14 protein-coding genes are annotated in these 15,089 nt (G+C 63.2%); 1 reads left to right on the forward strand and 13 read right to left on the reverse strand.

The annotated features are described in order from the left end of the window. Window positions 1-231 precede the first annotated feature (231 nt). Window positions 232-1,170 carry a DnaJ C-terminal domain-containing protein gene (locus C4J88_RS02875; RefSeq protein ID WP_124365658.1) on the forward strand — a complete coding sequence of 313 codons (939 nt, stop codon included), beginning with the start codon at window positions 232-234 and terminating at the stop codon, window positions 1,168-1,170. A 128-nt stretch (window positions 1,171-1,298) separates the two neighbouring features. Here the strand turns inward: C4J88_RS02875 and ureC are convergent, their stop codons facing one another. From ureC to C4J88_RS02940, 13 genes are all read right to left on the reverse strand, one after another. Continuing rightward, window positions 1,299-2,999: an urease subunit alpha gene (gene ureC / locus C4J88_RS02880; protein WP_124365659.1), complete on the reverse strand. Its 1,701-nt coding sequence runs from the start codon at window positions 2,997-2,999 to the stop codon at window positions 1,299-1,301. 123 nt (window positions 3,000-3,122) lie between these two features. Beyond that, window positions 3,123-3,431: an urease subunit beta gene (locus tag C4J88_RS02885; protein ID WP_124361066.1), complete on the reverse strand. Its 309-nt coding sequence runs from the start codon at window positions 3,429-3,431 to the stop codon at window positions 3,123-3,125. Continuing rightward, window positions 3,428-3,961, reverse strand: coding sequence for a GNAT family N-acetyltransferase (locus C4J88_RS02890; protein WP_124365660.1), 534 nt, complete (start codon window positions 3,959-3,961; stop codon window positions 3,428-3,430). Before C4J88_RS02890 ends, C4J88_RS02885 begins: the two co-directional genes overlap by 4 nt. 5 nt (window positions 3,962-3,966) lie before the next feature. Continuing rightward, window positions 3,967-4,479: a GNAT family N-acetyltransferase gene (locus C4J88_RS02895; protein WP_124365661.1), complete on the reverse strand. Its 513-nt coding sequence runs from the start codon at window positions 4,477-4,479 to the stop codon at window positions 3,967-3,969. A gap of 9 nt (window positions 4,480-4,488) precedes the next feature. Next, on the reverse strand, window positions 4,489-4,791 hold the full coding sequence (locus C4J88_RS02900; RefSeq protein WP_124406169.1) for an urease subunit gamma: 303 nt from the start codon (window positions 4,789-4,791) through the stop codon (window positions 4,489-4,491). Between the two features lie 83 nt (window positions 4,792-4,874). After that, window positions 4,875-5,714, reverse strand: a complete 840-nt coding sequence (locus C4J88_RS02905; RefSeq protein ID WP_124406170.1) for an urease accessory protein UreD — start codon at window positions 5,712-5,714, stop codon at window positions 4,875-4,877. 31 nt (window positions 5,715-5,745) lie between these two features. Next, the gene (gene urtE, locus C4J88_RS02910; protein ID WP_124365663.1) at window positions 5,746-6,444 is read right to left on the reverse strand and encodes an urea ABC transporter ATP-binding subunit UrtE; all 699 of its coding nucleotides are present in this window, start codon (window positions 6,442-6,444) and stop codon (window positions 5,746-5,748) included. A 68-nt stretch (window positions 6,445-6,512) separates the two neighbouring features. Continuing rightward, a complete protein-coding gene (gene urtD / locus C4J88_RS02915) occupies window positions 6,513-7,346 on the reverse strand; it encodes an urea ABC transporter ATP-binding protein UrtD (protein ID WP_164484508.1) in 834 nt (277 codons plus the stop codon). Then, window positions 7,343-8,410 (reverse strand): urea ABC transporter permease subunit UrtC, encoded by a 1,068-nt coding sequence (gene urtC, locus C4J88_RS02920; protein ID WP_124406171.1) that lies wholly within the window; start codon window positions 8,408-8,410, stop codon window positions 7,343-7,345. The genes urtD and urtC overlap by 4 nt, the downstream gene beginning before the upstream one ends. Further along, window positions 8,410-9,912 (reverse strand): urea ABC transporter permease subunit UrtB, encoded by a 1,503-nt coding sequence (gene urtB, locus C4J88_RS02925; protein ID WP_124406172.1) that lies wholly within the window; start codon window positions 9,910-9,912, stop codon window positions 8,410-8,412. Before urtB ends, urtC begins: the two co-directional genes overlap by 1 nt. Before the next feature lie 76 nt (window positions 9,913-9,988). After that, a complete protein-coding gene (gene urtA / locus C4J88_RS02930) occupies window positions 9,989-11,254 on the reverse strand; it encodes an urea ABC transporter substrate-binding protein (RefSeq protein WP_124365666.1) in 1,266 nt (421 codons plus the stop codon). Between the two features lie 196 nt (window positions 11,255-11,450). Beyond that, window positions 11,451-12,812 carry a PepSY domain-containing protein gene (locus tag C4J88_RS02935; RefSeq protein ID WP_124406173.1) on the reverse strand — a complete coding sequence of 454 codons (1,362 nt, stop codon included), beginning with the start codon at window positions 12,810-12,812 and terminating at the stop codon, window positions 11,451-11,453. A gap of 156 nt (window positions 12,813-12,968) precedes the next feature. After that, on the reverse strand, window positions 12,969-15,029 hold the full coding sequence (locus tag C4J88_RS02940) for a TonB-dependent copper receptor (RefSeq protein ID WP_124406174.1): 2,061 nt from the start codon (window positions 15,027-15,029) through the stop codon (window positions 12,969-12,971). Between the last annotated feature and the right edge of the window lie 60 nt (window positions 15,030-15,089).

Here is a 15,089-nt window from a genome sequence, read left to right on the forward strand (position 1 = left end):
TCGGGTTCCGGTTGCAAAACGGCCGCGCAGTGTATGCCAGTCGACGCCGGATGCGTAGGCCGACCATCCGTTAAATAGCGCTTGAAAGCGCGTGATTCGCCCCCACATCTGGTGCATACGGCAAGTGCCTGTAAAACTCCGACGCACCCCAGGCCGCAAGACTCAACACGTGCAAACCAGCGCACCTTGTGTCCGGGCTGTGCGATCTCGTTTAAGGATGGTGAACCACCGATGGATTTCAAAGACTACTACAAGATTCTGGGTGTCGAGCCGAGCGCCGACGACAAGGAAATCAAAGCCGCCTATCGCAAGCTCGCGCGCAAATATCACCCGGACGTGAGCAAGGAAAAAGACGCCGAAGCCAAGTTCAAGGACGCGTCTGAAGCCTATGAAGCCCTCAAGAGCGCTGACAAGCGTGCCGAGTACGACGAGCTGCGCAAATATGGCCAGCACGGTCAGCCGTTCCAGGGGCCACCTGGCTGGCAGAGCCGTGGCGGCTTTGGCGGTAGCGCGGGCACTGAGGATTTCTCGGACTTCTTCAGCTCGATCTTCGGCTCGCGCAACGACGGGTTCGGCGGCGGCCAGCGCCGCCCTGCCGGACGCAAGGGCCAGGACGTAGAGATGCAGTTGTCGGTGTCCCTCGAGGAGACGCTGTCCACCGAGTCCAAGCAGATCAGCTTCCAGGTGCCTCAGTACGACGCTTCTGGCCGGCACGTGAGCAATACGGTCAAGAACCTGAACGTGAAGATCCCGGCCGGTGTGGCCGACGGTGAACGCATCCGCCTCAAGGCCCAGGGCGCGCCCGGAATTGGCGGCGGCGCCAACGGTGATCTGTACCTGATCATCAAGTTCGCGCCCCACGCCAAGTTCGAAGTGGATGGCGAAAACCTGGTGATCAACCTGCCGCTGGCGCCGTGGGAATTGGCGCTGGGCACGGAAGTCCCGGTGCCTACGCTGACCGGCAAGATCAACCTCAAGGTGCCCGCCGGCAGCCAGAACGGCCAGCGCATGCGCGCCAAGGGCCACGGGTTGCTGAACAAGGCTGGCCAGCGTGGTTTCCTGTTCGTGCAGCTCAAGGCGGTGATGCCGCCGGCAGGTAGCGACGAGGTGAAAGCGTTGTGGCAGGAGCTGGCCAAGAAAGCCAACTTCAACCCGCGCGAGAACTTCTAAGCTGCCTTAATGTAGGAGCGAGCTTGCTCGCGAAGATCGTCAACGATAACGCGTACAACCTGAATAAACGCGGCGTCCTTGAGTGCTTCGCGAGCAAGCTCGCTCCTACAGTTACAGTGAGGCGGTTGTTAGAACAGGAAATACCGCTGCGCCATCGGCAGTACTTCAGCCGGTTCACACCACAGCAATACACCATCGGCCTTGACCTGATACGTCTGCGGGTCCACCTCGATATCCGGCAGGTAATCGTTATGGATCAGGTCGCTCTTCTGCACCTCGCGACAGCCCTTGACCACCGCAATCTGCTTTTTCAAACCCAGGGCCTCGGGCAGGCCGGCCTCCTGCGCCGCCTGGCTGATAAAGGTCAGGCTGGTGGCATGCAGTGAGCTGCCGAAGCTGGCGAACATCGGCCGGTAGTGCACCGGCTGCGGTGTCGGAATCGAAGCGTTGGCATCGCCCATCAGGCTGGAGGCAATCGCGCCGCCCTTGAGGATCAGCGTGGGCTTGATCCCGAAGAACGCCGGGCGCCACAGCACCAGATCGGCCCATTTGCCGACTTCGATGGAGCCGACGATATGGCTGATGCCATGGGTGATCGCCGGGTTGATGGTGTACTTGGCGATATAGCGTTTGGCGCGAAAGTTGTCGTTGCCCGGGCCGTCACCCGGCAGGGCGCCGCGCTGTTTTTTCATCTTGTCGGCGGTCTGCCAGGTGCGGGTGATCACTTCGCCGACGCGGCCCATGGCCTGGCTGTCGGAACTGATCATCGAAAACGCACCGAGGTCGTGCAGGATATCTTCGGCGGCAATGGTCTCGCGACGGATGCGGCTTTCGGCGAAGGCCACGTCTTCGGCGATGCTCGGGTCCAGGTGATGGCAGACCATCAGCATGTCCAGGTGTTCGTCGATGGTGTTGCGGGTGAACGGCCGCGTCGGGTTGGTGGAACTGGGCAGCACATTCGGCAAGCCGCAGGCCTTGATGATGTCCGGCGCATGCCCGCCACCGGCACCTTCGGTGTGGTAGGTGTGAATGGTGCGGCCCTTGAGCGCGGCGAGGGTGGTTTCGACGAAGCCGGATTCGTTGAGGGTGTCGCTGTGGATTGCCACCTGCACATCGTATGCATCGGCGACGCTCAGGCAGTTATCGATGCTGGCGGGCGTGGTGCCCCAGTCTTCGTGCAGCTTCAAGCCAATGGCGCCGGCCTTGACCTGTTCGATCAACGGCTCGGGCAGGCTTGCGTTGCCCTTGCCGGTAAAGCCGATGTTCATCGGGAACGAATCACTGGCCTGCAGCATGCGCGCCAGGTGCCAAGGCCCTGAGGTGCAGGTGGTCGCGTTGGTGCCGGTGGCAGGTCCCGTGCCGCCGCCGATCATGGTGGTGACGCCACTGGTCAGCGCCTCTTCGATCTGCTGCGGGCAGATGAAATGCACATGGGAGTCGATACCGCCGGCGGTGAGGATCATGCCTTCGCCGGCGATCACTTCGGTGCTGGCGCCGATGGCCATGGTCACGCCGGGCTGGATGTCGGGGTTGCCGGCTTTGCCAATGGCGTGGATGCGGCCGTTCTTCAGGCCCACATCGGCCTTGACGATGCCCCAGTGGTCGATGATCAGCGCGTTGGTGATCAGGGTGTCGACCACTTCATGGGCGAGCAACTGGCTTTGGCCCTGACCGTCACGGATCACCTTGCCCCCGCCGAATTTCACTTCTTCGCCATACACGGTGAAGTCCTGCTCCACTTCGACGAACAACTCGGTGTCGGCCAGGCGGACCTTGTCGCCAACGGTGGGGCCGTACATGTCGGCGTAGGCTTGTCTGGAAATCTTCATGTGTGTGTCCTCGATCGTTCCCACGCTTTGCGTGGGAATGCATCCTGTGACGCTCTGCGTCACGATGTTAAGAGCGGACGCGGAGCGTCCATGGCGGCATTCCCACGCGGAGCGTGGGAACGATCAGTCGAGGTCGCCCATGATCCGACCGGCAAACCCAAACACCCGGCGCCCACCGCTCAAGTCCACCAGCTCGACCTCCCGACTCTGCCCCGGCTCAAACCGCACCGCCGTGCCCGCCGGAATATTCAAGCGCATGCCGCGGCTCGCGGCGCGGTCGAAGGTCAGCGCATCATTGGTCTCGAAAAAATGATAATGCGAGCCCACCTGAATCGGCCGGTCGCCACTGTTGGCCACGCTCAGGCTGATGGTGCGCCGGCCCACGTTCAGTTCGATCTCGCCAGGCTGGATCTGGAATTCGCCAGGAATCATGCAGGTTGCCCCAGGGTCTTGAAGTAAATGGCGGTCGGGCTGTAGCGCCCGTCCGGGCTTTGGCAGTAGTCGGGCAATTCGCCGACCTTGGTGTAGCGCAGCGACTGGTAGAAGGCCTCGGCGCCGGAGCCGGCTTCGGTGTCGAGGTAGAGCAAGCCGCGCTTGTGCTGGCGTGCGGCGAGTTCCAGGGCATTCATCAATTGCTGCCCCAGGCCGTGGCGCCGCGCACGGCTGTGCACCAGCAGCTTCTGCACCTCGGCACGGTTCAGGCCATTGGCTTTCTGGCACAGCGCCAACTGCACGCTGGCGACCACCTGCTCATCGCGCACCACCACCCACAGCAACAGGCTGGCGTCTTCGATGCCGGCTTGCACACCGGTCAGGTAGGCGCGGGCCTGGGTCTCATCGAAGTCGGCCATGAAGCCCACCGAGGCGCCATGTCGGACCGCGTCCAGCAACAGCTCGATCAAGCCGAGGCGGTAATGGGCAAAGCTTTCAGCATTGACTCGACGCAGTTGCGCAGCGCTCATCGATCTCACTCCTTGGGCGGTTCGGCGCCCGGGTTCAAGGCCAGTTGCATAAAGGTCAGGTCGAGCCAGCGGCCGAACTTGATACCCACGCGTGGCATCTGCCCGGTGATGACGAAACCCAGGCGTTCATGCAGGTGGATCGAGGCCAGATTGCCGCTTTCGATGGCCGCCACCATTACCTGTTTGCCGCAGCTGCGCGCGCGCTCGATCAGGGCCTGCAGCAAGCGCGGGCCGAGGCCCTTGCCGCGCTGGTCGTTGCGCACGTACACCGAGTGCTCGACGCTGTAGCGAAAGCCTTCAAAGGGCCGCCAGTCGCCGAACGAGGCGTAGCCGGTGACTTCGGCGTTTTCCACCGCCACCAGGATCGGATAGCCCTGGGCCTGGCGGGCGCTGAACCACGCCTGGCGGTTAGCCAGGTCGACCGGCTGTTCGTTCCAGATCGCCGTGGTGTTCAACACCGCGTCGTTGTAGATATCGCGGATTGCCGGCAGGTCTTGCTCGGTAGCATCACGAATCATTGCCGCGCCTCACGCAATGGGTTGATGGACAGTGACCAGCTTGGTGCCGTCCGGGAAGGTGGCTTCGACCTGGATGTCCGGGATCATTTCCGGAATGCCTTCCATCACTTGCTCACGGCTGAGCAGGGTCGTGCCGTGGTGCATCAGGTCGGCCACAGTGCGGCCATCGCGGGCGCCTTCCATCAGCGCGGCGGAAATATAGGCGATGGTTTCCGGGTAGTTGAGCTTCACCCCACGCGCCAGGCGGCGTTCGGCTACCAGGCCGGCGGTGAAGATCAGCAGCTTGTCTTTTTCCCGTGGGGTCAAATCCATGGTTCAAGGTCCTTTAAATACATTCTTAAATACAATGCAGATCAAGTGTGGGAGGGGGCTTGCCACCTCCCAAATTTTGATCTTCATGTGCTCCAGATTCTTGGTGCGACTGCTTCGCGGCCAAGCAGCGCCGGGCGCAACAGTTTCCATAATTCAATCAACCATCCCCGCGCCAGCAGCGCTTCGCTGGCCAGGCAGCGCGCAACCAGCAAACCGGGCAGTTGGGTCAAATCGCCGCGCACCGCGTGGGGCAGTGAGCGGCAGTGTCCGAGCAATTGAGCATCGATTTCACCGGTCACCAGCAACGTGGCAAACACCGGTTGCCCATCCAGCCCGATAGGCGAGTCCAGCAGCCCGTCGCCGCCCACAATGCGCTGGCGCTCATGCCAGAGCAACTGGCCGTCGCGGCGGATATCAAGGTGCGATTGAAAGTGGCCGAGGTCGAACCGCTCGCCACTGGCCGGGCGCCCGAGGGCGACCACGTCCCAGTAGAACAACCGCGCATCGCCGTGCAGGTCGATGCGCGTGCTCAGTTCGGCCTGGGCGGCGCTGAATACGATGGTTTCCTGGGGCAGCCATTCCAGGGTCGCGCCGGCCTCCACGCTCAAATTCAACTGCTGAAACGCCGGGCCGCTGGCGCGGTACCACTTGGCCGCGCCGGGGCTGGTCAACTGTGCCCAGGCGCCTTGGGCAACCTGCGCGCTGATGTCGAGGCGATCACCGCCGGCAATGCCGCCGGGCGGGTGCACGATGATGTGCTGGCACACCTCGGGGCCTTCGGCGTACAGGTGTTTTTGCACGCGCAGCGGGCCGAGGTGGCGGCGCAGCACCGGGCGTGTGGTGTCGCCGAAACGCGCATAGCCCAGTTCCAGCTCGGCGCGCCAGCTGGGGGTGAACAGGGCAGGGGTAACGGGCAGGTTCATGGTTTTGTGCTTATCGTTAGGACGCTACAGATTAGATGGTTACCAGCCCGCGTACACCTTCGCTTTGCATATTTTCCCCCCGGCCCTGCTGCACGATTTCGCCACGGGACATCACCAGGTACTGGTCGGCCAGTTCAGCGGCGAAGTCGTAGAACTGCTCCACCAAGAGAATCGCCATGTCACCGCGTGCCGCGAGTTTCTTGATCACCGCGCCGATTTCCTTGATCACCGAGGGCTGTATGCCTTCGGTGGGCTCATCGAGAATCAACAACCGCGGGCGACTCGCCAAGGCGCGGCCGATGGCCAACTGTTGCTGCTGGCCGCCGGACAAATCGCCGCCGCGCCGGTGCTTCATCTGCAGCAACACCGGGAACAGCTCGTAGATAAAGGCCGGCACTTCCTTGGCTTGGGCACCGGGGAAGCGCGAAAGGCCCATCAGCAGGTTTTCTTCCACCGTCAGCCGGCCGAAAATTTCCCGGCCTTGGGGCACGTAGGCAATGCCAGCATGTACGCGCTGATGCGGCTTGAACCCGGTGATCGGCTTGCCCTCCCAGCTCACCGCGCCTTCCTTGGCCGGCAGCAGGCCCATCAGGCACTTGAGCAGGGTGGTCTTGCCCACGCCATTACGCCCGAGCAAGCAGGTGACTTCGCCGATCTGCACGTCAAACGACAGACCGCGCAGGATATGGCTACCGCCGTAGTACTGGTGCAGCTTGTCGACTTGCAGCATTCTCAAACCTCCTGTTGAAAGGACGCGGAGCGTCCAGGGCGGCATTCCCACGCGGAGCGTGGGAACGATCAGCGACCGAGGTAGACCTCGATCACCCGCTCATTTTCCTGCACCTGCTCCAGCGACCCTTCCGCCAGCACGCTGCCCTGATGCAGCACGGTGACGTGGTCGGCGATCGAGCCGACAAAGCCCATGTCATGCTCCACCACCATCAACGAATGCTTGCCCGCCAGGCCCTTGAACAGTTCGGCGGTGAATTCGGTTTCGGCATCGGTCATGCCCGCCACCGGTTCGTCCAGCAGCAACAGTTGCGGGTCCTGCATCAGCAGCATGCCGATCTCCAGGAACTGCTTCTGCCCGTGGGACAGCAACCCGGCCGGGCGCTGTGCCGAGGCCGTGAGGCGGATGGTGTCGAGCACCTCGTCGATGCGGTCTTTTTGCTCGCCGCTCAAGCGCGCGCGCAGGCTGGCCCAGACGGACTTGTCGGTCTTCTGCGCCAGCTCGAGGTTTTCGAACACCGTGAGGGCTTCGAATACCGTGGGTTTCTGGAACTTGCGGCCGATACCCGCCTGGGCGATCTGCACTTCGCTCATGCCGGTCAGGTCCAGGGTTTCGCCGAACCAGGCCTTGCCGTGGCTGGGCCGGGTCTTACCGGTGATCACGTCCATCAGCGTGGTCTTGCCTGCGCCGTTGGGGCCGATGATGCAGCGCAGCTCGCCGACGCCGATGTAGAGGTTGAGGTCGTTCAAGGCCTTGAAGCCATCGAAGCTGACGCTGATGTCTTCCAGGGTCAGGATGGTGCCGTGGCGGGTGTTCAGGCCCTTGCCCGCAGCCTGGCCGATACCGATGGCCTCGCGGCCGCTGCCCGCGTCGAAAATAGGTTCAAGCATGACGTTCCTCATTTCTTCAGCAGGCCGATAACGCCCTTGGGCAGGTACAGGGTGACGAGAATGAACAACGCCCCGAGGAAGAACAGCCAGTATTCCGGAAAGGCCACGGTGAACCAGCTCTTCATGCCATTGACCACGCCGGCGCCGAGCAACGGGCCGATCAAGGTGCCACGCCCGCCGAGCGCCACCCACACGGCGGCTTCGATGGAGTTGGTCGGCGACATTTCGCTGGGGTTGATGATGCCCACTTGCGGCACATACAACGCCCCCGCCAAGCCGCACAACACTGCGCTCAATACCCACACGAACAGCTTGAAGCCGCGCGGGTCATAGCCGCAGAACATCAGACGGTTTTCCGCATCACGCAAGGCGGTGAGCACCCGGCCGAACTTGCTCTGGGCCAGGCGCCAACCGAGGTACAGGCTCGTCACCAGCAGCAGCACCGTGGCCACGAACAACACCGCCCGCGTGCCCGGCTCGGTGATGCCGAAGCCCAGGATGCTGCGGAAATTGGTAAAGCCGTTGTTGCCGCCGAACCCGGTCTCGTTGCGAAAGAACAGCAGCATCCCGGCAAAGGTCAGGGCCTGGGTCATGATCGAGAAATACACGCCTTTGATCCGCGAGCGGAAGGCGAAGAAGCCGAACACCAGGGCCAGCAACCCCGGCGCCAGCACCACCAGGCACAGCGCCCACCAGAAGTGTTGGGTGCCCGCCCAGTACCAGGGCAATTCGGTCCACGACAAGAAGGTCATGAACGCCGGCAACGCATCGCCGGACGCCTGGCGCATCAGGTACATGCCCATCGCATAACCGCCCAGGGCGAAGAACAAACCGTGGCCCAGGGACAACATCCCGGCGTAGCCCCACACCAGGTCGAGCGCCAGGGCGACGATGGCATAGCAGAGGATCTTGCCCACCAGCGTCAAGGTGTAGGCGGAGATATGAAAGGCGTTTTCCGCCGGCAACAGCGACAGCAACGGCAGCGCCAGCAGCACCGCGAGCAGGATCGCGCCGACGGTGATCGTCACCCTGGGGCCGGCTTTCTGTGCGGCCGTAAGCATCAATGGCTGGTTCATCAGTCGATCACCCGTCCTTTCAGTGCGAAGAGTCCTTGCGGGCGTTTCTGGATAAACAGAATGATCAGCGCGAGGATCAGGATCTTGCCGAGCACGGCGCCGATCTGCGGTTCAAGAATCTTGTTGGCGATGCCCAGGCCGAAGGCCGCCGTGACGCTGCCGGCAAGCTGGCCGACACCGCCAAGCACCACCACCAGGAACGAGTCGATGATGTAGCTCTGGCCCAGGTCCGGGCCGACGTTGCCGATCTGGCTCAGGGCGACGCCGCCCAGCCCCGCGATGCCGGACCCCAAGCCAAAGGCGAGCATGTCTACCCGCCCGGTCGGCACACCGCAGCACGCGGCCATGTTGCGGTTCTGGGTGACGGCGCGCACGTTGAGACCCAGGCGCGTCTTGTTCAGCAGCAGCCAGGTCAGCACCACCACGAACAGCGCAAAGGCAATGATCACCAGGCGGTTGTACGGCAGCACCAGGTTGGGCAATACCTGGATGCCCCCGGAGAGCCAGGCGGGGTTGGACACTTCGACGTTCTGTGCGCCGAACACCAACCGCACCAGTTGGATCAGCATCAGGCTGATGCCCCAGGTGGCGAGCAGGGTTTCCAGCGGGCGGCCATACAGGTGACGAATCACCGTACGCTCCAGCGCCATGCCGATGGCGGCGGTGACAAAAAACGCCACCGGCAGCGCGATCAGCGGGTAGAACTCGATGGCCTGGGGCACGTAGCGCTGCATCAGCAACTGCACGACGTAGGTGGAATAGGCGCCGAGCATCAGCATTTCGCCGTGGGCCATATTGATCACCCCCAGCAGGCCGAAGGTGATCGCCAGGCCCAGGGCCGCGAGCAGCAGAATCGAGCCCAGCGACATGCCGCTGAAGGCTTGGCCGAGGATCTCCCCGACCATCAATTTGCGTTTGACCTGGGCCAGGCTGGTCTCGGCGGCGGTATGCACGGTGGCATCGGTTTCGACGCCGGGCGCGAGCAACGTCTCCAGGCGCGTGCGGGCCAGCGGATCGCCCGTGCTGCCGAGCAAGCGCACGGCGGCCAGGCGCACCACCGGGTCGCTGTCGACCAATTGCAGGTTGGCCAGGGCCAGGCTGAGGGCGCTGTGCACTTGCTCATCGGGCTCGGTGGCGAGCCGTTGGTCGAGGAATTTAAGCTGGGCCGGCACCGCGCTTTTTTGCAGGGTGCGCGCCGCATCAAGGCGTACCTTGGGATCGGCCGCGAGCAGTCGCTGGCTGGCCTGTACATTATCGATCAGGCCGCGCAGGCGGTTGTTCAGGCGTACGGTCTTGGTTTCACCGTTGACGGTGAGTTGGCCTTGTTGCAGGGCGTCCACCAGTTCGATGCGCGCCGGGTCTGGCTGGGCGGCCCAGTTCTGGAGGAGCTTGGCTTGCTGCGCCGGGTTGGCGTTGATGAAGTCTTCGGCGTCGCTGGCGTGTGCGGCCAAAGGCAGCCACAGCAGCAAGGCGAGTAAATAGCGATTGAGGGCAGCGGGCATAAACAAGTGTCCTAGTCATGCACGGACAGTGTGGGAGGGAGCAAGCCCCCTCCCACATTTGGCCTGTGGTGGGGCTTTAGTTGCTCTTCACGGCGTAGTCCGGCTTTTTGTCATTGCCGGGGATATACGGGCTCCACGGTTGTGCACGGATCGGCTCGTTGGTCTGCCACACCACCGAGAACTGCCCGTCAGCCTGGATTTCGCCGATCATCACCGGCTTGTGCAAGTGGTGGTTGGTCTTGTCCATGGTCAGGGTGAAGCCGGACGGTGCGGCGAAGGTCTGGCCGGCCAGGGCTTCACGCACTTTGTCGACGTCGGTGGACTTGGCCTTTTCCGCCGCCTGCGCCCACATGTGGATGCCGACGTAGGTGGCTTCCATCGGGTCGTTGGTCACGGCCTTGTCTGCGCCTGGCAGGTTGTGTTTCTTGGCGTAGGCTTTCCAGTCGGCCACGAACTTCTGGTTCACCGGGTTCTCCACCGACTGGAAGTAGTTCCAGGCCGCGAGGTTGCCCACCAGTGGCTTGGTGTCGATGCCGCGCAGCTCTTCTTCACCCACGGAGAACGCCACCACCGGTACGTCGGTCGCCTTCAGGCCCTGGTTGGCCAGTTCCTTGTAGAACGGCACGTTGGAGTCGCCGTTCACGGTGGAAATCACTGCGGTCTTGCCGCCGGCGGAGAACTTCTTGATGTTGGCGACGATGGTCTGGTAATCGCTGTGGCCGAACGGGGTGTAGACCTCTTCGATGTCTTTGTCCGCCACGCCTTTGGAATGCAGGAACGAGCGCAGGATCTTGTTAGTGGTACGCGGGTACACATAGTCGGTGCCCAGCAGGAAGAAGCGCTTGGCGCCGCCGCCTTCTTCGCTCATCAGGTACTCCACCGCCGGGATCGCCTGCTGGTTCGGCGCCGCACCGGTGTAGAACACGTTCGGCGACATTTCTTCGCCTTCGTATTGCACCGGGTAGAACAGCAGGCCATTGAGCTCTTCGAACACCGGCAAGACCGATTTGCGCGACACCGAGGTCCAGCAGCCAAACACCACGGCGACCTTGTCCTGGGTCAGCAACTGACGGCCTTTCTCGGCGAACAGCGGCCAGTTGGACGCGGGGTCGACCACCACCGGCTCGAGCATCTTGCCGTTCACACCGCCCTTGGCGTTGATCTCGTCGATGGTCATCAGCGCCATGTCCTTGAGCGAGGTTTCGGAGATCGCCATGGTCCCGGACAACGAGTGCAGGATGCCGACCTTGATGGTCTCGGCGGCCTGGAGGGTCCAGGTCATGCCCATGGCGGCAATGGATGCCGACAAAGTGAAAGCCTTGATCAAGCTGCGACGCTTCATGGTGCGATCTCCGTAAAACCGATAGTTTTTGTTGGGCAGATACACACGACTTTGCAAGGGCTGTGCCTGCTACGCGAGGCACAGGATTACAGGCGGGTTTGGGAGGCGCCTCGGCACAGTGGCGCACCAGCATGGCGCCACATTCCGTTGCGCAGTGCACGGCAAGCTTCAAAACAGGGCGTTGCGCAATCCACTATTAAGCGGTGACGCTGACCCGTGACAGGAGCAGGCGGTCCAGCACCCACACGACGATCAGCGAAGCGCCCACCAACGGGAAAATGATTGCCAGGCCGAGCATGATCGCCATGGCGGTTTTCCATCTGGGCAAATCATGACGCAGAGGCGGCACACCCAACCCGCCCTGCGGCCGACGCTTCCACCAGATCACCACGCCACTCACCGCGCTGAGCAGGATCATCAGGCAGATCACCAGTACGATCAGCTGGTTGACCCAGCCGAACATCTTGCCTTCGTGCAGCATCACGCCGGTTTCGGTGGCGCGTGCGACGCCGTTGTAATGTGCCCAGCGCACGTCAGCGAGTACCTTGCCGGTGTACTGGTCCACATGCAGCGTGGCGTCGTTGCGTGGGTCGTCGGCGAACACCGCGACAGTGAACACGCCCGTGGCCGTGGTGGGAAAGGTGATGCTGTAGCCGGGCTCGACCTGGCGCGCCGTGGCCAGGTCGACCACCTGTTGCAGGCTGACGGTGGGCGCGGCGGGGCCTGCATGCATGGCGCCGTGATTCATGTGTTCGGCATGATCGCCGGACATCGGCATCGGCGTGTTTTCCATCGCCCAAGGCACGGTCTGCTGGCTGGCGGTATTGAGGCTGCGCGCCTGCTGGTCCGATTGCGGCACGTTGTTCCACATCGCCGCCGGGAACGTGTTCCACAGGTCGGCGTATTGCTTGCCCCAGAACCCCGTCCAGGTCATGCCGCTGAGCAGCATCACCAGCAGGAATGCCGCGCCCCAGAAACCGGCTACGGCGTGCAGGTCGCGCCAGAACAACCGCCCTCGGCTGCCCAGGCGTGGCCATAACACGCCCGCCGATGACTGACCGCGCGGCCACCACAGGTACAGGCCGGACACCACCAGCATCACGCCCCAACCGGCAGCAAGCTCAATCAGGCGGTCACCCGTGGTGCCGATCATCAGCTCGCCATGCAGGGCGCGGGCGATGGCTTGCAGGTTGTTCTTGGCGTCCTGCTCACCGAGGACGGTGCCGCGATACGGGTCGACGAATACAGTGATTTCGCGGCCTTGGTGTTGCATCACGAACTGCGCGCTGCTGGTGGCGTCGGCGGGCGGCAGGTATTTGCTGATCGCGGCCTGAGGGTAAGCGGCCTTGGCCCGTTGCAGTTGCGCGTCGGCGCTGAGTGCCTGCGCGGCGGCGGGCACTTTGAGCAGGTCGCCGTACATCAGGGGATCGAGCTGGGGTTTGAACAGGTAGATGATGCCGGTCAGGGCCAGCAGCACCATGAAGGGGGCGACGAAGAGCCCGGCGTAGAAGTGCCAGCGCCAGGCCAGGTTGTAGAAGGAGATTTTTTGAGTGGTCATCAGGGATGCTCCGCAAAAGCTTGAATTTTTGTCGTTGGTCGGCCGCCATCGGGGGCAAGCCCCCTCCCACACTTGACTGTGTTCACAAGGCTCAATCTGTGAACCCGATCCAATGTGGGAGGGGCGGTGCGACGATTCGACTTGCCCCCGATGCTTTTAGAAGCTCATATCCACCTTGGTCCAGAGGGTGCGCCCCGGCTCCTTGATGGCTTGCGGGTCGCTGGCCGGGTAACCGAACCCGGCGTTGCCGGCCAGGTTCAAATGCTCGGCATAAGCCTTGCCGAACAAATTGTCGACACCGGTACTGACCTTGAAGTTTTTATTGATGCGGTACGCCGCGTTCAGTGAGAACACCCCAAAGCCGCCGCTCTTGTCGAAGTCCTTGCCGACCACATTGCCCTTGTTCGGGTCGATACGGTTTTGCGCCGCGACCACGCGCCACAAGGCCCCGGCGCTCCAATCATCTTCGCTGTAGGTCAGGCCCAGGCGCGCATCCAGCGGCGGCATCTGTGGCAGTGCCTTGCCGTCGCTGCTGTTCTTGCCCCAGGCGTAGGCGAGGCTGGCGTCGGCTTTCCAGTGTTGCGTCAGTGTGTAGGCCGCACCCAGTTCACCGCCCATGATGCGCGCGTCGACATTGCGCGCCTGGGAGGTGGTGCCCATCATGCCGGGCCGGTAGTCGAACAGGATGAAGTCGCGCACCTGGCCGACGTAAGCCGAGGCCCAGGCTTGCAGGTCGGCGGTTTTGTATTGCGCGCCGAAATCCAGCTGGGTGGTCTTCTCGGGCTTTACGCCGTCGAAGGCATTTGCCGAGCCGAGCGCGCCGGTGTTGGGGGAAAACAGCTCCCAGTAATCCGGGAAGCGTTCGGCGTGGCCCACGCCGGCATACAGCGTGGTGGGGGTGTCCGCCAGGTCGTGCTCGTAGCGCACAAAGCCGGACGGCAAGGTATCGGCGCGGGTGTCGCCAGCGGTCGGGTTGGGGCGCGACATCATTCCCGAGCCGGTGCGTTGGCGAAAGTCCTTGGCCGAGGCGCGGTCCAGGCGTGCGCCGGTGATCAGGCGGTCACGGTCGGCGGCGTACCAGGTCAGCTCGCCAAATACGCCGTAGTTGTGGAAGTTGGCGTCCTTGTCGCGCGGCAGGTCCTTGTAGGTGTCGACGCCCATGCTGCTGCGCGCGCGGTGTTCGTTGGTCTGCGCATCCAGGCCGCCGATCAACTGCACATCGGCCCAGCGCCACGTGGCCTTGACCCTTGCGCCGAGGGTGCGGCGGTCGACGTTGGAGGCCATGGGCCCGGCCATCATGCCGGTGCCGGAAGGTACGCGCAGACTGTAGTTGTCCATCACGTGGTCGGCGTAGTTGTAGTAGACCTGGGCCTCAAGCTTATCCAGCACCTCGCCGAGGTTGGACTTCTCGAAGCGCAACCCCAGGCTTTCGCGCAGGAACTGCGACCCGTCCATGCCGCGCCCGGCGTAACGTGCCTCGCCATCGCCACGGCCGGCGGTGAGCTCGAGCAGCGTATCCGCGTCGGGGGTGAAGCCGACGGCGACATCGCCATTCCATTTGTCATAGCGCGACGCGACGGTGTCGTTGTTGCCGTCCTTGTAATCGTCGGCATGGGCCTGGTTGCCGATCACCCGCACATAGCCCAGCGGCCCGCCGGCAGCGGCATCGATGACCTTGTCGAAACGGCCGTTGGAACCGGCCAATACGCTGGCGTTGAGCCGCGTGCCCAGCTCGCCGAAGTGTTCCGGTTCACGCTCGAACAGCACGGTGCCGGCTGACGCACCGGGGCCCCACAGTACGGTTTGCGGACCCTTGATCACGGTGAGCGTGTCGTAGGTTTCCGGCGAGATGTACGAAGTGGGCGCATCCATCCGGCCGGGGCAGGCGCCGAGCATCATGCCGCCGTTGGTGAGGATATTCAGGCGCGAGCCGAACATGCCGCGCAGCACCGGGTCGCCATTGGTGCCGCCGTTGCGTACCAGGGCGAAGCCGGGGATGGTCTTGAGGTAGTCGCCTCCATCACTGGCGGGCACCGGCTGGCGTGGGTCTTTCGGGTTGGTGACAACGGTGAGTGGCGAGCTGGGGGCGATCGCGGTGATCACCGTGGGGCTCAGTTCGTGTTCGTCCGCGTGGGCCTGCGGAGCAAGCAGTGCGCCGCACAGTACGGCAACAGCAGGGGCAACCCCCAAACGGGGGTCGGCAGAAAACCTGGACATGAAAAATTCCATCAATCAATCGTAAACGACACGGCCAGCAGCCTGCGGCTGTCTGTTTAA

The organism is Pseudomonas sp. R4-39-08, from assembly GCF_003852275.1.
GTDB lineage: Bacteria > Pseudomonadota > Gammaproteobacteria > Pseudomonadales > Pseudomonadaceae > Aquipseudomonas.

Bases quoted from the DNA above. Each gene is read 5' to 3' on its own strand.
- C4J88_RS02875 (WP_124365658.1), top strand. From the start codon at position 232: ATGGATTTCAAAGACTACTACAAGATTCTGGGTGTCGAGCCGAGCGCC.
- ureC (WP_124365659.1), bottom strand. From the start codon at position 2,999: ATGAAGATTTCCAGACAAGCCTACGCCGACATGTACGGCCCCACCGTT.
- C4J88_RS02885 (WP_124361066.1), bottom strand. From the start codon at position 3,431: ATGATTCCTGGCGAATTCCAGATCCAGCCTGGCGAGATCGAACTGAAC.
- C4J88_RS02890 (WP_124365660.1), bottom strand. From the start codon at position 3,961: ATGAGCGCTGCGCAACTGCGTCGAGTCAATGCTGAAAGCTTTGCCCAT.
- C4J88_RS02895 (WP_124365661.1), bottom strand. From the start codon at position 4,479: ATGATTCGTGATGCTACCGAGCAAGACCTGCCGGCAATCCGCGATATC.
- C4J88_RS02900 (WP_124406169.1), bottom strand. From the start codon at position 4,791: ATGGATTTGACCCCACGGGAAAAAGACAAGCTGCTGATCTTCACCGCC.
- C4J88_RS02905 (WP_124406170.1), bottom strand. From the start codon at position 5,714: ATGAACCTGCCCGTTACCCCTGCCCTGTTCACCCCCAGCTGGCGCGCC.
- urtE (WP_124365663.1), bottom strand. From the start codon at position 6,444: ATGCTGCAAGTCGACAAGCTGCACCAGTACTACGGCGGTAGCCATATC.
- urtD (WP_164484508.1), bottom strand. From the start codon at position 7,346: ATGAGGAACGTCATGCTTGAACCTATTTTCGACGCGGGCAGCGGCCGC.
- urtC (WP_124406171.1), bottom strand. From the start codon at position 8,410: ATGAACCAGCCATTGATGCTTACGGCCGCACAGAAAGCCGGCCCCAGG.
- urtB (WP_124406172.1), bottom strand. From the start codon at position 9,912: ATGCCCGCTGCCCTCAATCGCTATTTACTCGCCTTGCTGCTGTGGCTG.
- urtA (WP_124365666.1), bottom strand. From the start codon at position 11,254: ATGAAGCGTCGCAGCTTGATCAAGGCTTTCACTTTGTCGGCATCCATT.
- C4J88_RS02935 (WP_124406173.1), bottom strand. From the start codon at position 12,812: ATGACCACTCAAAAAATCTCCTTCTACAACCTGGCCTGGCGCTGGCAC.
- C4J88_RS02940 (WP_124406174.1), bottom strand. From the start codon at position 15,029: ATGTCCAGGTTTTCTGCCGACCCCCGTTTGGGGGTTGCCCCTGCTGTT.